This window comes from Cochleicola gelatinilyticus, assembly GCF_001637325.1.
In the GTDB taxonomy this organism is placed as follows: Bacteria; Bacteroidota; Bacteroidia; order Flavobacteriales; family Flavobacteriaceae; genus Cochleicola; species Cochleicola gelatinilyticus.
In genome coordinates this window covers 1-23372 of sequence record NZ_LRXL01000026.1, presented here as the reverse complement: position 1 = coordinate 23372, position 23372 = coordinate 1, and the positions used below count along the sequence as shown (strand labels likewise).

Annotated in this window: 23 protein-coding genes and 1 pseudogene; 9 read left to right on the top strand and 15 right to left on the bottom strand. The window is 36.7% G+C overall.

What is annotated here, in order from left to right; genetic code table 11:
* The first annotated feature begins 26 nt into the window (after window positions 1-26).
* Window positions 27-908 carry a bifunctional 5,10-methylenetetrahydrofolate dehydrogenase/5,10-methenyltetrahydrofolate cyclohydrolase gene (locus ULVI_RS02050; RefSeq protein WP_068589142.1) on the top strand — a complete coding sequence of 294 codons (882 nt, stop codon included), beginning with the start codon at window positions 27-29 and terminating at the stop codon, window positions 906-908.
* A 68-nt stretch (window positions 909-976) separates the two neighbouring features.
* On the opposite strand, the gene ULVI_RS02045 is transcribed toward ULVI_RS02050, so the two are convergent.
* The 8 genes from ULVI_RS02045 to ULVI_RS02010 form a co-directional block, all read right to left on the bottom strand.
* Window positions 977-1417 carry a YkvA family protein gene (locus ULVI_RS02045; RefSeq protein ID WP_068589140.1) on the bottom strand — a complete coding sequence of 147 codons (441 nt, stop codon included), beginning with the start codon at window positions 1415-1417 and terminating at the stop codon, window positions 977-979.
* 63 nt (window positions 1418-1480) lie between these two features.
* Window positions 1481-1963 (bottom strand): thiol-disulfide oxidoreductase DCC family protein, encoded by a 483-nt coding sequence (locus ULVI_RS02040; protein WP_068589138.1) that lies wholly within the window; start codon window positions 1961-1963, stop codon window positions 1481-1483.
* Between the two features lie 3 nt (window positions 1964-1966).
* Complete coding sequence (locus ULVI_RS02035; protein ID WP_068589135.1) at window positions 1967-3022, bottom strand: AI-2E family transporter; 1056 nt, start codon at window positions 3020-3022, stop codon at window positions 1967-1969.
* Window positions 3023-3028: 6 nt separating this feature from the next.
* On the bottom strand, window positions 3029-3454 hold the full coding sequence (locus ULVI_RS02030; protein WP_068589132.1) for a VOC family protein: 426 nt from the start codon (window positions 3452-3454) through the stop codon (window positions 3029-3031).
* Window positions 3454-3693: a DUF7218 family protein gene (locus ULVI_RS02025; protein ID WP_068591302.1), complete on the bottom strand. Its 240-nt coding sequence runs from the start codon at window positions 3691-3693 to the stop codon at window positions 3454-3456. The genes ULVI_RS02030 and ULVI_RS02025 overlap by 1 nt, the downstream gene beginning before the upstream one ends.
* Window positions 3694-3749: 56 nt before the next feature.
* Window positions 3750-3935: a hypothetical protein gene (locus ULVI_RS02020; protein WP_068589129.1), complete on the bottom strand. Its 186-nt coding sequence runs from the start codon at window positions 3933-3935 to the stop codon at window positions 3750-3752.
* 76 nt (window positions 3936-4011) lie between these two features.
* Window positions 4012-4593: a hypothetical protein gene (locus ULVI_RS02015; protein WP_068589126.1), complete on the bottom strand. Its 582-nt coding sequence runs from the start codon at window positions 4591-4593 to the stop codon at window positions 4012-4014.
* A gap of 108 nt (window positions 4594-4701) precedes the next feature.
* Window positions 4702-6234, bottom strand: a complete 1533-nt coding sequence (locus tag ULVI_RS02010) for a helicase HerA-like domain-containing protein (protein ID WP_068589123.1) — start codon at window positions 6232-6234, stop codon at window positions 4702-4704.
* Window positions 6235-6306: 72 nt separating this feature from the next.
* Here ULVI_RS02010 and ULVI_RS02005 point away from each other — a divergent pair, with 72 nt between their 5' ends.
* Entirely contained in the window at window positions 6307-6834 is a 528-nt protein-coding gene (locus tag ULVI_RS02005; RefSeq protein WP_068589118.1) for a RidA family protein, read from the top strand.
* 137 nt (window positions 6835-6971) lie between these two features.
* Window positions 6972-7601 (top strand): 7-carboxy-7-deazaguanine synthase QueE, encoded by a 630-nt coding sequence (locus tag ULVI_RS02000; protein WP_068589115.1) that lies wholly within the window; start codon window positions 6972-6974, stop codon window positions 7599-7601.
* Window positions 7602-7656: 55 nt separating this feature from the next.
* On the opposite strand, the gene ULVI_RS01995 is transcribed toward ULVI_RS02000, so the two are convergent.
* On the bottom strand, window positions 7657-8232 hold the full coding sequence (locus ULVI_RS01995; RefSeq protein WP_068589112.1) for a DUF2911 domain-containing protein: 576 nt from the start codon (window positions 8230-8232) through the stop codon (window positions 7657-7659).
* 17 nt (window positions 8233-8249) lie between these two features.
* Complete coding sequence (locus ULVI_RS01990) at window positions 8250-8795, bottom strand: DUF2911 domain-containing protein (RefSeq protein WP_068589108.1); 546 nt, start codon at window positions 8793-8795, stop codon at window positions 8250-8252.
* 275 nt (window positions 8796-9070) lie between these two features.
* Between ULVI_RS01990 and gyrB the strand changes: the two genes are divergently transcribed.
* From gyrB to secDF, 5 genes are all read left to right on the top strand, one after another.
* Window positions 9071-11011: a DNA topoisomerase (ATP-hydrolyzing) subunit B gene (gyrB, locus tag ULVI_RS01985; RefSeq protein ID WP_068589105.1), complete on the top strand. Its 1941-nt coding sequence runs from the start codon at window positions 9071-9073 to the stop codon at window positions 11009-11011.
* Window positions 11012-11220: 209 nt separating this feature from the next.
* Complete coding sequence (locus ULVI_RS01980; protein ID WP_068589102.1) at window positions 11221-12243, top strand: DUF6588 family protein; 1023 nt, start codon at window positions 11221-11223, stop codon at window positions 12241-12243.
* Window positions 12244-12344: 101 nt separating this feature from the next.
* Window positions 12345-13271, top strand: coding sequence for a malate dehydrogenase (gene mdh / locus ULVI_RS01975; protein WP_068591300.1), 927 nt, complete (start codon window positions 12345-12347; stop codon window positions 13269-13271).
* Window positions 13272-13346: 75 nt separating this feature from the next.
* On the top strand, window positions 13347-13949 hold the full coding sequence (locus ULVI_RS01970; protein WP_068589099.1) for a hypothetical protein: 603 nt from the start codon (window positions 13347-13349) through the stop codon (window positions 13947-13949).
* Window positions 13950-14156: 207 nt separating this feature from the next.
* On the top strand, window positions 14157-17171 hold the full coding sequence (gene secDF, locus ULVI_RS01965) for a protein translocase subunit SecDF (protein WP_068589096.1): 3015 nt from the start codon (window positions 14157-14159) through the stop codon (window positions 17169-17171).
* A gap of 335 nt (window positions 17172-17506) precedes the next feature.
* On the opposite strand, the gene ULVI_RS01960 is transcribed toward secDF, so the two are convergent.
* From ULVI_RS01960 to folE, 5 genes are all read right to left on the bottom strand, one after another.
* Entirely contained in the window at window positions 17507-18001 is a 495-nt protein-coding gene (locus ULVI_RS01960; protein WP_068589092.1) for a DUF192 domain-containing protein, read from the bottom strand.
* Window positions 17998-18828: a prolipoprotein diacylglyceryl transferase gene (lgt, locus tag ULVI_RS01955; protein WP_068589089.1), complete on the bottom strand. Its 831-nt coding sequence runs from the start codon at window positions 18826-18828 to the stop codon at window positions 17998-18000. The genes ULVI_RS01960 and lgt overlap by 4 nt, the downstream gene beginning before the upstream one ends.
* A gap of 72 nt (window positions 18829-18900) precedes the next feature.
* Window positions 18901-19152, bottom strand: coding sequence for a membrane protein insertion efficiency factor YidD (gene yidD / locus ULVI_RS15285; RefSeq protein WP_082830762.1), 252 nt, complete (start codon window positions 19150-19152; stop codon window positions 18901-18903).
* A 40-nt stretch (window positions 19153-19192) separates the two neighbouring features.
* Window positions 19193-20677, bottom strand: coding sequence for a cysteine--tRNA ligase (gene cysS, locus ULVI_RS01950; RefSeq protein WP_068589086.1), 1485 nt, complete (start codon window positions 20675-20677; stop codon window positions 19193-19195).
* Window positions 20678-20754: 77 nt separating this feature from the next.
* Complete coding sequence (folE, locus tag ULVI_RS01945) at window positions 20755-21432, bottom strand: GTP cyclohydrolase I FolE (RefSeq protein ID WP_068589079.1); 678 nt, start codon at window positions 21430-21432, stop codon at window positions 20755-20757.
* Window positions 21433-21594: 162 nt separating this feature from the next.
* Here folE and ULVI_RS01940 point away from each other — a divergent pair.
* Window positions 21595-23372: pseudogene (locus ULVI_RS01940) on the top strand (hypothetical protein); the annotation flags it as partial.

Here is a 23372-nt window from a genome sequence, read left to right as displayed (position 1 = left end):
AAAACATTACTTCTAAGGACTAAAAAATGACAATTCTCGACGGAAAAAAAATAAGCAACGATATAAAAAATGAAATCAAGGCAGAAGTCGATAAGATGAAAGCTAACGGTGAGAAAGTGCCGCATCTAGCTGCAGTATTAGTTGGGGATGATGGAGCAAGCTTAACCTATGTAGGAAGTAAAGTACGTTCTTGTGAGCGTGTCGGTTTTGAATCGACTATGGTACGAATGCCACATACTACTAGCGAACTTGAATTGCTAAAAAAAATTAAAGAGTTAAATAAGAACGATGATATTGATGGATTCATCATTCAATTACCGCTACCTCCACAAATCGATACGCAAAAAGTTTTATTAGCAGTCGACCCTAGCAAAGATGTTGATGGTTTTCATCCCGAAAATTTTGGAAAGATGGCACTCGATATGAGTACTTTTATTCCAGCAACTCCTTTTGGGATCTTAGAATTATTAGAACGTTACGATGTAGATACTAAAGGAAAGCATACTGTTGTAATTGGTAGAAGTCATATTGTAGGTCGCCCTATGAGTATTTTGATGAGTCGTAAAGGTTGGCCAGGAAATAGTACGGTAACCCTGACCCACAGTAACACAAAAAATATCACGCAAATTACTTCGCAGGCAGATATTATTATTTCCGCTTTGGGGGTTCCCAATTTTCTAAAAGCTGAAATGGTTAAAGATGATGTGGTTATTATCGACGTAGGTATTACAAGAGTAGAAGATGATAGTCACCCTAAAGGCTATGTAATCACTGGAGATGTTGATTTCGAAAATGTAAGTAAGAAAGCCAGTTTTATTACTCCAGTACCCGGAGGAGTTGGGCCTATGACTATAGCCATGCTACTTAAAAATACACTGTTAGCGAGAGAACAACGAAGAAATCCATAATTGGATTTCTATATATAAAAAAAAAGAGGCTGTTTTAAACAGCCTCTTTTTTTTTATATTTCTTAAAATTAAATTCCCTTTTCATGCTCTAAACGCCAGTCTAGATAACGGTGAAGATCACTTTCAATCCATCCCACTCCAATACTCAATACTGCGATATCATCGATATAACCAATACCTGGAATAAAGTCTGGAATAATATCCATCGGATTTAAAACATATAGAAGAGCCAATACAATAGTTGCAATTGTAAACCAAGGGATATTCTTGTATTCTCCTTTTTTTACATCCTTTAACATGCTCATCATAATACGACCAAGTTCCATATATTTTGATAGACCGTTACTACCACTAAATTTTTTGTCAATATTTTCTTCATTTTTAAGGACCACCTCTACATCATCTTCATCGATTTTAGAAACCTCCTCTTGTACATAATTTTCATCAACACCGGTATCTCTATTTCCAGGATTGAAGTAGAACTTGTTTTTATTTTTTCCGAATAGCATGGTATGAGTTTTTAAGTTGCTTAAAGATACTGTAACTCGTTAAGACGATGTTTTAAAGTTTTGTTATAAAAGTTTCAGAAGCATATAAAATATTCCCAAAAAAATAAGCGTATATATGAACCAATACGGTTTAATGCTCTTAGGGTTTTTTCCGAAGAAAAGTATGGTAATCTTATAAAAGAGAGGGCGATGTTTAGCAATAAAATTATAACCATGATCACTGAGCCATCTAAATATTGTTGAAGAATGATACCAGCGATGCCATGGAAGTGATTTATTACTATAGGTGTAGCTTTTATATGCAGAATCTGGACCGCTAAAAATAGTGCCATTGAGGTCAATAAACCGGGATGCTTTTTTAAATTCTTTGATGGGTATGTCAGGAAATTCTGAAGCAACTTCTTGGTACGTTCTAAATCGAACTCGATCTTTAATAAGTTGCTCCCATCGTAATACCCAATACTTACAAAAGCCACATTCACCATCCCAAATTAAAACTGGTTTGGTGTTTGGAGGATATTTGGTAGTGGGAATTTTAGCAAACATTAATTATAGAACATCTTTAGAAGCCTCTTTTTTAATTTCTGGAGAGTCTGTTTCTTTTCCATATTCTTTGCGATAAATTCGTAAAACTATGAGAAATAAACTTAAAAGTAAGGGGCCAAATATAAGCCCAATAAATCCAAATAATGGAACTCCAACGATTACACCAATAAGTGTTATGAGCGGGTGTACATTGTCTAATTTTTTTAATACATATAGACGAATAACGTTGTCGGTAGATCCTACAATAATTAATCCGTACAGTAAAATTCCCCATGCTTGAAAATTATCACCACCAGAAAGAGATAAAATAAATACTGGCAATATGCCTATGAGCGTACCCACAAACGGAATCATAGAGCCTATAGTTACAATCACAAACCAGAAAAAGGGATCTGGGATACCAAATATAATAAAACCTATAAGGGCTATAATTCCTTGAGCGATTGCTACCATAGGAATTCCTAATGCATTCGATCTAACCATGGCCTGGGTTTCTCCACCAATTTCTTTAAGATTTTCCTTATTTATTGGAATATACTGATACAGAGATTCTTTAAGTTGCTTACGGTTGGTGAGCATATAATATAATAGGAAATACATCATCCCAATGGCAATAATAATATTAAAGGTCCCTCCAGCGAAACTTTTAAGATTTTCTGAAACCCAAGACGATACGGCGCTTACATCAATTTGAGAACTAAGATCGTATCCAATTTTATCTTCCCAATTAGCAACTTGACCTTTAAAGGCTGAAACCACTTCTTCGGAATTCTGTACTGCTTCACCAATTTTATTTCCAAGCATGAGCACAATTCCAGCAACTGGAAGAAGAATGCCAACAAACGAAGCAAACATTAATAATGCTGCTGCCAAATCGGGATTCCATTTTTTCTTCTTTACTAAAAATGCCATCCATTTCCTCATTAATACGTAAATGGTAATGGCGCCTAATACACCCGAAAGGTATGGAAGCATTTCTTTGAAAATTAATGTTCCCATTAAAAGAATAAGTAGCAAAACAAATATCTGCCGAATGACCTGTGGATGGATAGTTTTCATAATGTATTATTTGGCAAATAGTTGTGAGCGATCTTTAAAAGCTTTAAACTCTAAGGCATTTCCCGAAGGATCTTTAAAAAACATGGTTGCTTGTTCTCCAGTTTTTCCTTCAAATCGAATGTAAGGTTCTATTATAAATTTAATGTTTTTCTTCTTTAGTTTTTCTGAAAACTCACGAAAGGTTTCCATGTCTAATACTACACCAAAATGAGGCACGGGTACTTCTTTTCCGTCCACACTATTTTCAATAGGATTTTCCAAGGATTGCTTTTCTTTATAATGAATCACTAACTGGTGACCAAAAAAATTAAAATCCACCCAATGATCGCTACTGCGTCCTTCTTCTAGTTCAAGTATGTCTCTGTAAAAAGTACGACATGCAGCAAGGTTATCTACAGGAATAGCTAGGTGGAAAGGTGAGAGTGGTTTCATTAATTTGTTCTAAGTGATTTAATAAGTTCTTTTTTATTCATTTTAGAGCGACCTTTAATCCCTACATTTTTTGCTTGTTCGTAGAGTTCTTTTTTAGTCCATTGTTCATACGGGCTCGCTTTTCCTCCTTTTTCTCCAGCATTAGGAGTGTTTGCAATTCGAGCAGATTTCTCCTTACTATATCCCTTTTCTCGAAGGGCTTCGTACTGGTCTTCATTTTTTATACGTGACTTTGCCATAATTATTAAATATAAAAAAACCCTCAAAGAAGAGGGTTTGTGTTGCATCTATTCTATTATGTTTGATCGGTATCTTTTCTGTTTTTTAATAGTCCAATTCCGGCGATAAAGAAAATTACACCTAGTATTATAAGTGCCCACGGACTCATGCCTATATCCATACTGCCAAAAACCCCTAGAATCCCCATTACAAGAGAAATTGCACCTGCGATCGTTAAAATAAATCCTAAAATTTTTATCATATCTAAATTGATTGGTTAGAATTTAAAAATACGATATACGCTCGAATCTAGGGAGGGCATTAACAAAACATTGAGTTTATTCTGCCGATTTCGTAGCCTTTGAAGCCTCCCAACCAATCATAAAGTACTTAAACTTGGCTTCATCGGGAATCTGAGAAGCTTCAATTTTTAGACTAGGGTCATAACGTAAGTTTTCAGATAATTGTTTTTTATCGATTGTTACATATACATCGGTTTCTTCAAGAAAAATAACAACCGAATTAATAGTTGTTTGAATATTTGTAATGGTGTAATTATCTTTTAAATCTTTAAAAGTACTTCCGCTATTTAATCCTTTCTCTGTTTTGTAACGCGTGTCAAATACCTGAATGTTTGTAATTGTACTGTTGGGATCTCTTTCGTTATCCGGAGAAAGTAATAATAATTTTTCACCGTTTTTATCCCAAACTTCGACCTCTCCTTGTGTTCCTAAAGCATTTTCTGTAGGATTTAGTTTTACAATAGAGTCTGTTGCGAATATTGAGTCGATTTGTTTGGTTTGTAAGTCTTTAGTAAAAGAGCCAACCTGCCCATTCGAAATCATAAACGGATCTTTTTCTTTTCCGCATTGAACAAATAACAAGGTGGCGATTGCGCCTAATAATAGGGTCTTTTTCATAGTATGTGTAAAATTTATTTTTAGTTTAATAGTATCAAAATAGTCTTTAGTATGTGACGGTCATATTTGTTTTTAAATATATTAGAAATTGAATGTTTTTTTTTTAGCCTATCGCATCATTTTTCCTAGAATTCCAAGAACACTTCTTATTACCGTAGGACTCGAAAGAGTTTTTAATAAGGTGCTTTGTGTCGATCGACTACTTCGGCTTTTGCTAGAACGGGACGAACTTTTTTTAACGGCTTCTCTTTCTTTTTTAGCTTTTTCTTTTACTTCTTCTTGTTCGGCAACTTCAATTTTTTTAGTTAGTAATTCGTATGCACTTTCACGGTCGATAAGATCATTGTATTTCTCTGAAAGTTTAGAGCCATTCAACAACTCTGTTAATTCTGAATCTTCCAAAACATCCATTCGGCTCATAGGAGCACGTAACATTGTTGCCGCGAGAGGTGTAGGAATCCCTTTTTCACTCAAAGCACTTACCAAAGCTTCACCAATTCCTAATGAAGTTAACACCTCGTCGGTTTTGTAATATTCAGAAATAGGATAATTCTCTGCAGTTAACTTTATCGCTTTCCGATCTTTAGCTGTGAACGCACGAAGCGCATGCTGTACTTTCAGACCTAACTGGCTCAATACTTCGTCGGGCACATCTGTTGGGTTTTGTGTTACAAAATACAATCCAACCCCTTTCGATCGAATAAGTTTTACAATACTTTCAATCTGATTTAATAATGCTTTACTCGCTTGTTTAAAAATAAGATGAGCCTCGTCTATAAAAATAACGAGTTCGGGGCGACCACTGTCTCCTTGTTCTGGAAATGTGGCATAGATTTCAGCTAATAAGGATAGCATAAAAGTAGAAAACAAACTAGGACGATCTTGAATATCGGTAAGACGAATAATATTTATATACCCCATTCCATTTTCATCGACACGCAATAGGTCGTCGGTGTCGAACGATTTTTCACCAAAAAAAAGATCTGCACCTTGTTGTTCTAAAGCCACGACCTTACGTAGAATCGCTCCAGTGGAAGCCGCTGAAATACGACCATAATCTTTTGCTAATTCTTCTTTCCCTTCGTTGGTGGCATATTGAAGTACGCTTTTAAAATCTTTTAGATCAAGCAGCGGTAGCTTATTGTCATCACAATATTTAAAGATCACAGAAATTATTCCAGCTTGAGTATCGCTCACGTCTAAAATTCTTGAAAGCAATACGGGGCCAAATTCACTAACAGTTGCGCGCATTCTAACTCCTCCTTGGTCTGAAATCGTTAAGATCTCCACAGGAAATTTCTTTGCTTCAAACGGAATTCCAATCTTCTCGTGGCGTTCGTCGATTTTTGCATGTCCTGGACTCGGCTGCGCAATACCACTAAGATCTCCTTTCATATCCATAAGCAACACAGGAATCCCTTTTTCCGAAAGGTTTTCTGCTAAAACCTGTAATGTTTTAGTCTTTCCTGTTCCAGTAGCTCCGGCAATCAATCCATGACGGTTAAGTGTTTTTAATGGCACTTTTACCAAAGCGTTGGTAATCGTTTCACCATCCAGCATTGCTGCTCCCAGTGTAATAGCCTCACCCTTTGTTGTGTTTCCGGCGTTAATATGGTCGAAAAAAGCCTGTTTGTCTGCCATGATTTAAATTTTCGATAAAAATAACAATTGTAACTTTGGTATAGAAATAAATGGTCCTTTAAAATTTTTACTATGAATGCACTTATTAAATTTTCCTCTTACAGTATATTTTTATTGTTTTTCTTCGGAAGCTTAGGGTGTCGCGAGAGTGTGTCGAATTCTAGAGCAACAATCTCAACTTCTAACAGTGATTCGCTTTCAGTGCGTCCCATTACTGAAGCAATTTCACCTAAGTTTCATGCTTCTCACGAACCAAAGAAAAAAAACGCTCCATTTAGTGATGCTGTTTCGGCAGGAAATTTCTTGTTTCTTAGTGGCCAAATAGGAATGAACCACGCTACCCGTGAATTAGTGCCAGGCGGAATTGCTGCAGAAACAAAACAAGCTTTAGAGAATATAAAAAGCGTTCTTATACACCATCAGCTTCAGTTGGATGATGTAGTAAAAGCGACTGTTATTCTTTCCGATATAGATGATTTCGAAGCATTTAATTTGATTTATTCGCAATACTTTCCGAAGAAACCCGCCCGTACTACTTTTGCTGCTTCGGGACTTGCAAGAAATGCTCGCGTCGAAATTGATGTCATAGCAGTAAAATGATAATAAATTTACTTAAGGTTCTATAGTATCTAAATTGCTATAAACCTTTTAAAAGAATGTATTCTCTTTTTTTAAAGTATTAAAATCTGTGAACTGCTAAGATTAACTAACAACTAAAATCCCTACCTTTGCGGCTTATGCAAAAAGAGATTCAGGACTTAGTAAATGCTGGTGAAATGCTTCCCTTAATGGAAGAATTTTATACCATTCAAGGAGAAGGTTTTCACAAAGGGACCGCAGCCTATTTTATTCGTATTGGCGGTTGCGATGTAGGATGTCACTGGTGTGATGTAAAGGAAAGTTGGAATGCCGATCTGCATCCGCCAACAAAAAAGGATGCGATTGTAGCCAATGCTTCTGCATATTCTAAGACCGTTGTAATAACGGGTGGAGAACCCTTAACTTGGGATATGGGGCCGTTGACATCGGCGTTGAAAGAAAAGGGCATGCAAATACATATTGAAACTTCTGGAGCATACGCATTAACTGGAACTTGGGATTGGATTTGTCTTTCTCCTAAAAAGATTAAACTGCCACAACCAGAAATTTATGAAGTGGCGCACGAACTAAAAGTAATTATTTTTAACAAAGATGATTTTCGATTTGCGGAAGAGCAAGCGGCTAAAGTAAATGATAATTGCATACTATATCTGCAACCAGAATGGAGCAATCGAGACAAAATGAGTCCATTAATCGTAGATTATGTAATGCAAAATCCGAAATGGAAAGTATCACTGCAAACCCATAAATATTTAAATATTCCATAAAAAAACTTCCCGTGATAGCGGGAAGTTTTTTACTTGTATAAGTGTAAGCTTGTGGTTATTTCTTCATCTTCATCGTGTCCATCTTAGCACTTGTGAATGGAACTTTTACTCGAGTAGTTCCCCATCCAAGATGCATGTCTACACCATCATCGCTTTTATCGAAAGCAATCGAAAATGCCTCAAGGGCTTTATTATCTTCGGTAACAGGAACTGTTATTCGTGCAACATCATTGCCTTCCTTGTAAAAATACGATCCCCATACATTTAGGTCGGTACTTACAATGGCAGTCCATTCTTTTGCTCCTGGAATTACATAGAATGTGTAGGTTCCAGCCTTTACTTTAGTGTCTCCCAACATCATGTCTGCATACAGCGTAAGTTCTGCTGCTTCATTTGCACCTGTACGCCATACTTCTCCATTTGGAGCTAGTTTTTGAAGAGTTCGTCCTTTTAACTGTGGACGGCTATACTGTATTTTAATAAGTTTATTTGCGTCTTTATAGTCGGAAGGAAATGCCGCAACATCCATTGGGCTTTTATCTAGGTCTTTAAATTCTTGGGCGTTGATTTGAATGGTAAATAAAAGTAAAAACGCCATTGTTGTTGTTGCAAGTAAATTTCGTGTTTTCATAGTATCGTTTTAATTAATTATGCTTTTTTGAAAGGAATTTCTACATATGTGGTATCCCAACCAATCATTAATGTAGTGCCGTTAGTGTCGGGTCTAAATACCATAGAAAGGGATTCGGCTGGAGCAGCTGCATCGCGAACGGGAACATCGATGCGTACGGCGTCTTTCTCCTCTTTGTAGCTAGATGACCCCCAAACATTGGTGTCACGGTTAATTATGATTGTCCAAGTATCTTCATTTGGAATAGTATATAGTGTATATGTTCCAGGTTCTAATCTTTCGCCACCAATCATCATCGGTACATACAGCGTAAGCTCGGTAGCTTCATTGGCTCCGGTTCTCCATACTTTTCCGTAGGGAACAAGATCTCCGAAAATATCGCGGCCTTTTTTCGTTGGTCTGCTATAAATTACACGTGCAATTGGAGGAGTGTTGCGATCGGCACGAGCCATAGTAAGGTCCATTGGACTAGAGTCCATTTTAGGAAAATTTTGGGCTTGTGCTGATTGTGGTGAAAAAAGTAGCGTAGCAATAAGCGCTACACTGCTAAGAAATAATTTCATAGTATTTATTTTTTTTGAGTTTTAAATGTACACTTTCAGAATTATAACTGTTTTAAAGTTATGTGAAAGTTTTATTTAGACTCATATGAAAGCAAAAGGTTTGATGGCTTGTTGCTTTTTTTAGATATATAATTCAGTTCTAAAGAATACAGTTATTTTTTCACAAGTATTGTTAATAACTTATAAGGTAGGTGTGCCCAAATACCCTGATTTTGTTGGGTGTTTTGTTATATTTGTTTGTTGCGAAAAAAATGAAAATTACAACCTAAATTTATATGAGCGAAGAACAGAAAAAAGGCAATTACGGAGCTGATAGTATTCAGGCATTAGAAGGGATGGAGCATGTGCGTATGCGACCATCGATGTATATTGGTGATGTTGGAGTGCGTGGATTGCACCATTTGGTGTACGAAGTGGTAGATAACTCTATTGATGAGGCCATGGGAGGTCATTGTGATACCATCGGTGTCTGGATTAATGAGGACAACTCTGTTACAGTTAAAGATAACGGACGGGGAATTCCTGTCGACATGCATAAAAAAGAGGGGGTTTCTGCCTTAGAGGTAGTTATGACCAAAATCGGTGCCGGTGGTAAGTTCGATAAAGATTCTTATAAAGTTTCGGGTGGATTACACGGAGTAGGTGTTTCTGTAGTGAATGCACTTTCGGAAGATTTAAAGGCTACGGTGTATCGCGAAGGGAAAATTTATGAGCAAGAGTATCAACGCGGAAAAACACAATATCCTGTAAAGGCAGTTGGAGAAACAGAAGAGCGCGGTACAATTGTTACATTTAAGCCAGATTCGCAAATTTTTCAACAGTCTTTAGAGTTCAATTACGATACGCTCTCAAGTAGAATGCGTGAACTCGCTTTTCTAAATAGAGGCCTAACTATTACAATTACAGACCGCCGTAACAAGGAAGAGAATGGGGAGTTTGTCTCTGAAACCTTCCACAGTGAAGAAGGGTTAAAAGAATTTATCCGCTTCTTAGATGGAAATCGTGAAATGTTGATTAATGATGTGATTTCTATGGAAGGTGAAAAGAACGATATTCCTGTGGAGGTTGCCATGGTGTACAATACGTCGTTTAATGAAAACCTTCATTCATATGTAAATAATATTAATACTCATGAAGGAGGGACGCACTTATCTGGTTTCAGAAGAGGGCTTACTACCACTTTAAAGAAATATGCTGATGCCTCGGGAATGCTCGATAAATTAAAGTTTGATATTGCGGGAGATGATTTTCGTGAAGGATTAACTGCGATTATTTCAGTAAAAGTAGCAGAGCCTCAATTTGAAGGGCAAACAAAAACAAAATTAGGAAACAGAGAAGTTACTGCTGCCGTTAGTCAAGCAGTTTCTGAAATGTTGGAGAACTATCTAGAAGAAAACCCTAACGATGCTAAAACGATCGTTCAGAAAGTTATTTTAGCTGCTACAGCACGTCACGCCGCAAGAAAAGCTCGTGAGATGGTTCAGCGTAAAACGGTAATGAGTGGTGGAGGGCTTCCTGGAAAACTATCCGATTGTAGTGAGCAGGATCCCGAAAAATGCGAAGTGTTTCTAGTCGAGGGAGATTCGGCAGGGGGAACGGCCAAGCAAGGTCGTGACCGTAATTTTCAGGCAATTTTACCTTTACGTGGAAAGATCTTGAATGTTGAGAAAGCAATGCAGCACAAGGTTTTTGAGAATGAAGAAATTCGAAATATTTATACTGCACTTGGGGTGACAATTGGTACCGAAGAAGATAGTAAAGCTTTAAACTTAGATAAATTACGTTACCATAAAGTGGTGATTATGTGTGATGCCGATGTCGATGGTAGTCACATTTCAACATTAATCTTAACCTTCTTTTTCCGTTACATGAAAGAGTTGGTAGAAGCAGGGTATGTGTACATTGCAACACCTCCTTTATATTTGGTGAAGAAAGGTGCCAAGAAAGAATACGCATGGAGTGACAAGGCGCGCGACGAACTCAATGAGCAATTTGGAGGAAGCGCAAGCATTCAGCGATACAAGGGTCTTGGGGAAATGAATGCAGAACAATTATGGGACACAACGATGAATCCAGAATTTAGAACCCTTCGTCAAGTAAATATCGATAACGGTACCGAAGCAGATCGTATCTTCTCTATGTTAATGGGAGACGATGTGCCGCCACGTCGTGAATTTATTGAAAAGAATGCTGTGTATGCGAATATCGACGTGTAAATTATAGCTTCTATTTATATTGTAAAAGACACTCAGAAATGAGTGTCTTTTTTTATGCTTATTAGTTTATTGTGTTCAAGAAATTAACGTATTTATTTTGATAACCAAATTGCTTTAAAAACTATAAAGACGAAATACTCGTATTTATCGTTATCTCAATGTATGATCGTATATTTATAAAAGAGACGATTTTATTTAAAAACCATATTATGAAAAATCTATTTACGGCAATTATGTTGTTAATTTCAACATTGTTATATGCGCAAGAAGGGTTGGATAATCTTCTTGCTGCTGGTATTGAAGATGCCCAACGATTTACTACAGATTATATATCACCAGCTACAGAGGGAATGCTTTATAATACATCGAACGGCTGGATTCAATCTGCCAATGTAAAAAAACCTTTAAAATTCGAGCTTTCAATTATTGGGAATGCATCTTTTGTAAAAGACGAGCACAAAGCATTTACCTTAAATACCTCAGAATATAATAATCTACATTTTCGGGATGGAAGTACGTCTAAGCAGGTGGCTACTGCATTTGGTGAGAATAATCCAGAGATACTTGTTTTTTCTGAAGTGACGGATGACTCTGGTCTTTTTACAGAAGAAATAGAATTTATTCTGCCACAAGGGCTAGCTTCAGTAAATGTGAATGTGCTTCCAAGTGCCTTTCTTCAAGGTAGATTAGGAATTTTTAAAGGGACTGAAATAAAACTTCGTTATGTGCCTAAAATAAAACAAGAGGATGTAGAAACGGGATTAGTGGGAGCCGGTTTGCAAGTGGAATTTACAGAATTTCTTCCCGCTGGCAACCTTTTTCCTCTTGCCATTTCAGGGTTGGTAGCATACACTAACCTAAATGCGAATTACGATTTTACCGACGATGAAATTATTGAAGGTGAAAATCAGCAATTCGATCTTGTACAGAATAGTTGGTTGTTTCAGGCGCAAGCGAGTACAAAACTTCCAGTGATTAATTTTTATGGTGGAATTGGATACGTAACAGGAACGTCCGATTTTGATGTATTAGGAACATATCGCGTTCGTGGAGGAATTCCACTATTTGAAACCCAACGAGAATTTACCAATCCATTTTCAGTAAAAAATAAAATTTCAGGGGTGCGAGCTACAGTTGGAGCTAAATTAACACTAGGTTTTTTCGGACTTCATGCAGATTACAATCTTTCAGAATACAATACAGCTTCAGTAGGAATTCACTTCGGAATATAATCGCTTAATCTTTCAGCAATTAAAACAGTGTTTTGTACTTTTGTATCGCTTCTTCGGAAGCATATAAAAGTAATTCAATCGATAACAATAAAAACAAAAGAATGAAAGTAACAGTTGTTGGAGCAGGTGCAGTAGGTGCTAGTTGTGCTGAATACATTGCCATTAAAAATTTTGCAAGTGAAGTCGTATTAGTCGATATTAAAGAAGGATATGCTGAAGGAAAAGCTATGGACCTTATGCAAACCGCTTCTTTAAATGGATTTGACACGCGTGTTGTAGGAACAACAGGCGATTATACCAAAACTGCCGATAGTGATATCTGTGTAATTACGAGTGGTATTCCAAGAAAACCCGGAATGACGCGCGAAGAATTAATTGGTATAAACGCTGGAATTGTAAAAGATGTTTCTTCAAGCTTAGTAAAACATTCTCCAAATACCATTATTATCGTTGTGAGTAACCCTATGGATACCATGACTTATTTGGTACATAAAACAACTAATTTGCCTAAAAATCGAATCATTGGTATGGGTGGGGCTTTAGATAGCGCCCGTTTTAAATATCGTTTAGCAGAAGCGTTAGAAGCTCCTATTAGCGATGTGGATGGAATGGTGATTGGTGGACATAGTGATAAAGGAATGGTTCCGTTGACACGTTTGGCAACCCGGAATAGTGTTCCTGTTACTGCTTTTATTTCTGAAGAACGACTTAATCAAGTAAAAGAAGATACTAAAGTAGGAGGAGCAACCTTAACTAAATTGTTAGGAACCTCTGCTTGGTATGCTCCGGGAGCTGCGGTTAGTGGTTTGGTTCAAGCTATTGCTTGCGATCAGAAAAAGATATTCCCTTGTTCTACATTCTTAGAAGGAGAATATGGCTTAAATGATCTCTGTATTGGAGTACCAGTAGTATTAGGTAAAGATGGAATTGAAAAGATCGTTGAGCTAGAGCTAACTGATGCTGAAAAAGACCATATGAAAGAAAGTGCAGAAGGTGTTAGTAAAACAAACGGATTGCTAGAGTTATAAATCATTCTTTCTATAACATTATAAAATAAAGACCGTTGCGAAACGGTCTTTATTTTTTATATTTGGCACGTGAAAATGAATCGATATCTCATTCTATTTGTAGGTGTGCTAGCCATTGCAGGGCTTAGTATGGTTCAATTTACTGTGCCTAATCAGGAAATTATTGTTCAGTTTGGCAGTAGCGTTGTTTCTTCGGAAGAAGCTTCAGATGCGGTATTGGTGTTGAAAGAACAGTTACAGGAGTTGGGCGCTGATAATATTTACGTTCAGAAAAGAAGTGATGGTAGCGTTAAGATCTCGTATTTTAGTACGATTGATGTTTCTTCAGTAAAGCATTCTCTTTTAAAAGAAAAACAATCTGCTCTCGGTATTATTGATGAAGGGAAAACTACCAATTTTCCTTTTAATGATTCTTCAGAAACATTTAAGATAAGTGTGTATGAAATTCAAAATGGAGATGATTTTTCCTCTAGCTTGAATGGTTGTGCTATTGAGATAGAGCATAAAAATGTACGCTTTTATAAACCAATACTTTTACCTGCTCACACTACAATTAATGAGGTTGTCGCAACTCCGTTAAAACAAGGAAAAAATGTTGCTGGAGGAGTGTGTGCTTTTAAGTTAACTAAAGGGCTAAACCGGGGAGTTCCGGAGGGCAGGGCAGGACCTCTTACATAAAACAAGGAGTTTGTGCAACGGTTTTTTAGAGCTATAATCCGAACCAAATTTCTTCACCTTAATAACTGCGATTTTTAAATTTCGCGGTAGACTTTCAGAAATCTTACTGAAAGTTTTATAATTCATATTTAACGTAAAACAATTGTCAGGTTAGGCGGTATATTCTATATTCGCGCGTTTAAAAATCTGACCACAAAAGAAAATAAAATGCAAAACAAAGGACTTATTACAGTATTTGCTGTGTTGTTTGGATTGGTAAGTTTGTACCAATTATCCTTTACATACATCGCAAACCAAGTGGAAGGCAATGCAGAAGAATTTGCAAAAAGCAAATTTGCTGAAAACATGCCAAATGAAAGAGCAGCTGCAGAAGCTAACTATTTAGATTCTGTTGCAGCCGAGCCTGTATTTATGGGAATCGACTATAAAACAGCGAAAGAAAAAGAATTAAATAAAGGACTTGACCTTAAAGGAGGGATTAACGTTATTCTTCAAGTATCTGTTCAAGATATCTTAAAAGGGTTGGCAAACAACACTAAAGATCCTGCTTTTAATCAAGCGCTTCAGAATGCAAATGAACTTCAGAAGCAATCACAGGAAACCTATTTAGAATCTTTCTTTACAGCGTTTGAAGCGCTTCCAGGAGAAAATAATTTAGCGTCTCCTGATATTTTCTTCAACAAGAATTTAGAGGAAGATATTAATGCTACCATGACCAATGATGAGGTGCGACCTATTATCGAAAAGAAGATCGATGAGTCGATTACTTCTGCATTCGAAGTACTTCGTAAGCGTATCGATAAGTTTGGTGTTACACAACCCAACATTCAGCGTCTGGGACAATCTGCGCGTATTCTTGTGGAATTACCAGGAGCGAAAGATGTGGCCCGTGTTAAGAAATTACTTCAAAGTACCGCACAATTAGAATTTTGGGATGTGTACAAGTCTGAAGACATGGCACGTTTCTTACAGCAGGCAGATTCTAAAGTAGCAGAACTTCAAGTTGGGGAGACTCCAGAAGAAAAAGTTCAAGATTCAACACAAACCGATGAAGATGCAGCAATTAATGAGCTGTTAGGTGGAGATGATGTAAACGATACCGTTGCTGATATGGCAACGACCAACCCTATTCTTTCTAAAATGGTTTCTCCAGGATTTCAAGGACAACCAGTTATTGCTCGTTTTGCACTAAAAGATACGGCGGTTATTAATAAATATTTAAGCATGCCGCAAGTTCGTGCCTTGTTACCGAACAGTCAGCGATATACAAAATTTGTATGGGAATTACCAGAAACACTTGAAACGCAGGACGGAGAGTCTATTGTAACTTCAGGTCTTTATGCGTTAAAAGGAAACCGTGAAAATGCACCACCATTAGGAGGTGCTGTAGTTACCGATGCAGCGCAATCGTATGATAATTTAGGACGTGTAGCCGTAGACATGCAAATGAACGGACGTGGTGCTAAGGTTTGGGAAGAACTTACCGGAAACGCGTATACCAATCAGAGCCAGATCGCCATTGTATTAGATAATGTTGTATACTCTGCGCCAGGTGTAACTTCAGGACCTATTTCAGGTGGACGTAGTTCTATTACGGGTGATTTCACAATTACACAAGGACAGGATTTAGCAAATGTATTACGTGCGGGTAAACTTCCTGCTTCTGCAGATATTATTCAAGGAGAAGTTGTAGGTCCAACTCTTGGACAAGAAGCCATTAATAGTGGTATTATTTCTTTCGCAATTGCACTTGGATTCGTGTTACTTTGGATGATCTTCTATTATGGAAAAGCAGGAATCTTTGCCGATATTGCTTTAGCAGTTAACATTCTTTTTATCTTCGGAATTTTAGCAGGATTAGGAGCTGTATTAACTTTACCAGGTATCGCAGGTATTGTATTAACAATAGGTATTTCGGTAGATGCAAACGTGCTTATTTTTGAAAGGATCCGCGAAGAATTAGCTAAAGGTAAATTGCAAAAGGACGCTATTAAAGATGGTTTTAACAATGCATTATCTTCCATCCTTGATGCGAATATTACTACAGGGCTTACTGGTCTTATCTTATTGGTCTTTGGAACAGGTCCTATCCAAGGATTTGCAACGACATTATTAATAGGTATTCTAACATCACTATTTACTGCGATCTTTATTACGAGATTATTTATTGATAGTTACACGAAAAATGGAAAATCATTACCGTGCTCTACAACATTCACGAAGAATTTATTCAAGAATGTAAATGTAGATTTCCTTAAGAAACGTAAAGTAGCTTATGTAATTTCTGGAATCATGATTGCTATTAGTTTAGTTTCATTATTTACTAATGGCTTAAATCAAGGTGTAGATTTTGTTGGAGGACGTACCTACACAGTGCGTTTCGATAAAGATGTGAATGCAAATAAAGTGGCACAAGATCTTACCGCAGTCTTTGGAAGTGCAGAAGCAAAAACATATGGAGGAGATAATCAATTAAAGATTACTACGAAATACAAAGTAGAAGATACCGGATCTGAAGTAGATAACGAAATTGAAGCTATGTTGTTTGAAGGACTAAAGCCTGAATTACCAACGGGAATGACATTCGATCAATTTACAGATGATTTCGAAGGTAAGGAAGCGGGGCGAATGGAATACTATAAAGTGAGTCCTACCATTGCAGATGATATTAAAAAAGATTCATTCTGGGCTGTATTAGGTTCGTTACTTGTAGTATTTTTATACATCCTGTTACGATTTAGAAAATGGCAGTTTAGTTTAGGTGCTGTAGCTGCAGTATTTCACGATGTATTAATTGTATTGGGAATCTTTTCATTAACATATCAGTTCATGCCATTTAGTATGGAGATCGACCAATCTTTTATAGCGGCGATCCTTACAGTAATTGGATACTCACTGAATGATACCGTGGTTGTTTTCGACCGTATTCGGGAATATTTCAATGAGCATACCACGTGGAAAACAAACCGTTTGATCAACGCGGCATTAAACAGCACATTAAGTCGTACATTAAATACCTCGATCACTACGTTAATTGTGTTATTATGTATCTTCTTTATTGGTGCAGAATCGATACGAGGATTGATCTTCGCATTGATTGTAGGTGTACTTGTTGGTACATATTCATCGTTATTTATTGCAACCCCAGTAATGTTTGATACGGTTAAGAAAAAAGGTATCGATCTTAAAACTAAAAAGAAAGAAGAAGACGTTACAGTTTAATCTTATTTTCTCCGGAAATTTTAAACCCCGCTACAATCGTTGTAGCGGGGTTTTTTATGTTTTAGCTTTAATGTTTCCAAGCATTAATTTTAAGAGAAAAAGAAGCTCGTCTCCCTTTAAATAATTAGAACGAACAAGCTACATTGTATATGAGGCTAACTGAATTTTTATGAGAACTACAGCATAATTCCTAGAAAGGCAGGTCATTAAAGAGTATACAATTTTAAAAAAAATAATCGAAATTTTATTATATAGCAGCAACTTCTCTAAAAAGTAATGAGTAGAAGTTTCTAAAAAGGGAAGTTAAGGTAGGGTGTATCCTATATTGAAATTGTTTATTCTGAAACCTTATTCCACTCCACAACATCTCCCTTTTGTAAATTCCAAAGGTCAGTTAACCCAGCATTTACTTCCAAAACATATTGCGCGGGCCCTTCTGAAGGTAAAGAGGTTTTATCAAGAGGTTTCGCATTTTTTTGAATGCTTACAATTGTATTTTCAGAATCTATAAAAATAATATCTAACGGAAATTCGGTATTCTTCATATAAAAAGCACGAGGTTCTTCTTCATTAAAAACAAAAAGCATGGCTTCGCTATCTAGCATCGATTGTCGGTACATTAAACCCGTTTGGGTTTGATATTCATCATCGGCAATTTCTATGTCTAAAGATACTAATGTGGAATCTGATGTTGCTTTTTTTAATATAAGAGAACCTTCTTTCGTGAAGACTACTTTTTTGGTAAGAACAACTTCTTCAGTTTTTTCCTTACATGAGGTACTAAGTAAAAATGCTGCGATTAACGATGCGCTTATAAAAATTCGTTTCATGATGGTGTATACTGCTTTTTTGAAGACCTTAAGACCATGAATATTCCGATTATGATAAAAGGTATGCTTAATAACTGCCCGGTGTTTAAAACCCAGTCTGCTCGTTCTCCAACTTGTGCTTCTTTTACAAATTCAACAAAGAAACGTACCGTCCAAAGTAAGATCAAGAACATTCCGAAGAGAAACCCAAGGTGCTTACGTTTGTCTGTTTTCCAGTAGAAGTACCATAATATTAAAAATACAAAAACATACCCAGCAGATTCATAAAGTTGAGCTGGATGTCTAGGGAAATCTTCACCCAGTTGTTTAAAAATTACTCCAAAGTCTGAATTGGTTGCTTTTCCAATAATTTCAGAATTTATAAAGTTACCAATCCGTACAAAAATGGCACCAGCAGCAACTGTAATTACAACACGGTCTAAGATCCATAGCACTGGTTTTTTTAAGACTTTTTTGCTATAGATAAACATCGCAATAATTATTACGATCGCTGCACCGTGACTAGCCAATCCTTGAAATCCTGTAAACTCAAATTCTGGAACGGTTCGAATGGGTAGAAATACCGATAGTGGGTCTTGTGTGATTAACTCACTCTGATAAAAAATAACATGCCCGAGTCGTGCGCCAATAAGCGTTGCTACAACCATGTAAATAAATAGACTGTCTAATTTTTCTTGGGATTCATTTTCGTTTTCGAAAATTCGTTTCATGATAAACCAACCAAGCGTAAATGCAATTACAAACATTAAACTATAATATCTAATTACGTAAAAACCTAGGTCAATTCCCGAAGAAGGGTCCCAAACAAAACTTAAATAATGATGCATCTATTTTTTATTTATTAGTTACACTAAATAGGATAGTGTGAGAGCGTAAAGATAGCAAAAGCCATAGTATACTTAAACCTCTCTTTTGTTTTCTTTTCTAGGCGGAACGGGATCATACCCTTGACCACCCCAAGGGTTGCAACAAGCAATTCTTTTTAGTGAAAGCCAACTACCATAAAACAACCCATGTTTTTGTAATGCTTCTACAGTATAATAGGAACACGTAGGAGAGTAACGACACGTAGATGGGGTAAGTGGAGAAATAAATTTCTGATACCCTCTTATGAGTATAATAAAGGGGTATGTTATTATTTTTCTCACAATTAAAAATGATTTTTAAGTACCAAGTAAATTGGGGTTGCTACTAATTGAGTGAATATGTAGTTCCCTCTTTTCCGTCTTTTAGATGAATGCCCACTTCCTGTAATTCATCTCGAATTCGATCGCTTGTGCTAAAATCTTTATTGGCACGAGCTTGGTTTCTAAGTTCAATAAGTAATTCGATAGCTCCATTTAATTTACTGCTATCATCTCCAGTCTCATGTGTCGTATCAACCAATCCCAATACATCGAATAAAAAGTCATGCATAGTTTTTTGCAGCAACTTAAGGTCTTCTTCGGTTATAGATTCTGTACCTTCTTTAAACGCATTAATTTGCTTAGAAGCTTCAAATAAATGAGCGATTAAAATAGGGCTGTTAAAATCGTCGTTCATTGCGTTGTAACAAGCTTGTCTCCATGAAGTAACATCAAAGCTGCTTTTTTCAGAAGTACTTATAGAATCAATACTTCGGAAGCTATCCATTAAACGGTAAAAGCCTTTTTCTGAAGCTGCCAGTGCTTCGTCTGAAAAATCGAGGATGCTTCGATACTGTGCCTGAAACATAAAGAACTTGGCTACAGTTGCGGGGTATGCTTTGCTAAGAATATCATTATTACCACTTATAAGTTCGTTAGGAAGAATATTGTTCCCAGTCGACTTAGACATTTTCTTTCCGTTCAACGTTAACATATTCGCATGCATCCATACGTTTACGGGCGATTGCTTATTCGAAGCTTCCGCTTGTGCAATTTCACATTCGTGATGTGGAAATTTAAGATCCATTCCTCCACCGTGAATATCAAATTGGTGTCCCAGATATTTGGTGCTCATTGCAGTACACTCTAAGTGCCATCCCGGAAATCCATCGCTCCATGGAGAGGGCCAGCGCATGATATGTTGAGGTTCAGCTTTTTTCCACAATGCAAAATCTTGGGGATTTTTCTTTTCGCTTTGTGCCGCTAGTTCACGGGTATTGGTGATCATATCTTCTAGCTTCCTTCCACTTAACTTTCCGTAATCATGTGCTTCGTTAAATTTTACGACATCAAAATAAACCGATCCGTTTTTTACATAAGCAAAGCCTTCAGAAATAATTGTTTTTACAATATCGATCTGTTCGATTATATGTCCAGTAGCTGTTGGCTCAATGCTAGGGGGAAGTGCATTAAATTTTTCCATTGTCGTGTGAAAATCTACCGTGTATTTTTGAACCACTTCCATTGGTTCAATACGTTCTAGTCGTGCTTTTTTAAGAATAGGATCGTCTCCACTTTCTCCATCATTTTCAAGGTGTCCAGCATCGGTAATATTTCGAACGTAACGAACTTTATACCCCAAATGTTTAAAGTATCTAAAGACAAGATCGAAAGACAAAAAGGTACGGCAATTTCCCATGTGTACATTACTGTAAACGGTTGGTCCACATACATACATTCCAATTGCACCTTCATGAATAGGTGTGAATTTTTCTTTCTTTTTGGAAAGGGAATTATAAATGTGAAGTTCTTGTTGCTCGTACAATTTCATGGGATTTGGTGTAAAGGGGATTAAAAACTAATCAATAGTTAAGATAACTACTTCTGAAAAGTTATTGCGAATTAGGGTTAAAAATCTGTATCTAAATTAATATAATCTAGGAAGTCCCGTCTTGTTTCTGGATTTTTGAAGGCACCCCCAAACTCACTGGTTACGGTACTGCTGTCAACATCACGAATTCCTCTTGAATTAACACAGAGATGCTTTGCATCTATCACACAGGCAACGTCCTCTGTGCCTAACACTTTTTGAAGCTCTTGTACCACTTGCATGGTTAATCGTTCTTGTACTTGAGGTCTTTTTGCATAGTAGTCAACAATTCGGTTCATCTTACTAAGCCCAACAACATTTCCATTCGAGATATAAGCGATGTGTGCTTTTCCTACGATAGGTAATAAATGGTGTTCGCAAGTAGAGTAGAGGGTTATATTCTTCTCTACAAGCATTTCTTTATATTTATATTTATTGTCGAAAGTAGAAGCTTTTGGTTTTCGGTCGGGGTGAAGACCACCAAATAATTCTTGTACGAACATTTTAGCTACACGTGTAGGAGTTCCTTTTAAGCTGTCGTCTGTAAGATCAAGACCAAGTGTATGTAAGATATTGTGGACATCTTTTTTAATACTTGCAATTTTTTCAATATCACTAAGCTCAAATGCATCTTTTCGAAGTGGAGTGTCTGAAGCAGTTCCTATGTGATCGTTACCTAGATCTTCTATTGTATTAAACAGTTTTTCTGAATCCATTCGTGCGCTACCTTATAAGGAATTTTTTTAAAATTATAGAAAATAGATGGCAAAGATACGCAATCAAGCCATGGTATTAAAAAGCAGATCTCACTTATTTTAACGATTTTGTTTCATAAAATTTTCTTAATTTTCGCAAATTATTCCATTAGCAACATCGAAATGAAAAAATACTCCTTAATAACCTCATTATTATTTCTTTTATTCAGTACCACATTAACATTTGCGCAAGGAAGTACGTGTGCCGATATAGAGCCTTTTTGTGCCGGTGGTGATAACTCGTTGATTTTTGAGAACTGCTCCGATATGGGGGGTGCCGACTGCTCTGGTACAGCAGAAGCTGGGCCAGACTATAACTGCCTCACAACGCAACCAAATCCTGCTTGGTTCTATTTACAAATTGATACTGGAGGAGATTTAAATTTTGAAATCGTTCAGAATACCGCTTTTGATGCAAACGGAAATCCCATTGGAGATCCATTAGATGTTGATTTTATTGCGTGGGGACCTTTTGATGAGGATGACGATTATTGTGATCCTTCATTTTTACAGCTTGGAAATCAGGTGGGTTGCGATTATTCGATCGATCCAATCGAACCCCTCAATATTACAGGAGCTAATCCTGGAGATATTTATGTGTTAATGATTACAAATTATGCGAATATGGCTGGCTTTATTAAGCTAGAACAAGTAGGAGGAACGGGTACTACCGATTGTTCTATTGTTACAACACAAGAAGGGTGTGAGGGAGACACTTTTACACTAGACGGTACAATTATAAGTGCTACAAATTACGAATGGCAATATGACGATGGAAGCGGATTTGTCACTATTTTTAATGGAAATTTTCCAACAATAGATGTAACGCAAGGAGGTGTATATCAAGTAATTTATACAATTCCAGGTGGTGGTGTTCCAAATAAGGAGTTTGAAGTTGTTGTAAATCCATCTCCTATAATTTTTTCTACTCCAGAAAACTTATTTATTTGTGATGATGGGATGTCAGTTGGTATTTTTGATCTTACAGAAAATACAGATAATGTTTTAGGGACACAGGATCAAACTTTGTTTAATGTAACGTATCATACTTCTCAAGCTGACGCAAATTCTGGAGCGAATCCAATAGCAAACGATACTAATTACCCAATTACAGGAACTGAAGAAACAATTTTTGTTCGAATTGAAGACCTTTCAGGCACTTGTTCTGAAACAGCCTCATTCCTTATTAGGTTTGTTCCAACTGCAATAGGAACGCTTACTAATGAAAATATTTGTGATACAGGAAACAACGGGTTTGAAACTGTTAATCTTAGTGATTTAAAAGATTTACAAGTTTTAGGAGGTCAAAATCCCCTAGAATATGTAATTACGTACCACAACTCGCCTGCAGATGCAACGATGGGTGTGGATGCTCTTCCAAATAATTATGATGTAACTGGCCCAACAGAATCCATATCCGTTCGTATTGAAAGTGTTGTGAATCCTAATTGTTTTGCTACGGGTTCTTTTACAATTACTTTAACTGAAACTCCAGAAGTCGTCGAACCTACCCCTTATGTTCTTTGTGACGAAGCACCTAACGATGGTAGAGCAGAATTTGATCTAACGACAAAAGATGGTGAAATTACTGGAAATAATCCAGATGCAATAGTTACATATTTTACTTCTTTTGCTACTGCTGAAGCTAATTCTTTTCCAATTTTAAATCCAACAACATTCATAAATAATACTCCCAATTTTCAAACGGTATATGCAAGAGTTGCAAATACAAATAATTTAGATTGTTATACAATTCAAGAACTAGACCTTCGTGTGGACATGGCTCCTATGATCACAGATCCTATCGATTCTTATTTGGTATGTGATACCGATCAGGATGGTGTTGAGGTTTATGATTTACGAAGCAAAGATGCTGAGATACTCAACACTCAAGTTGGGCT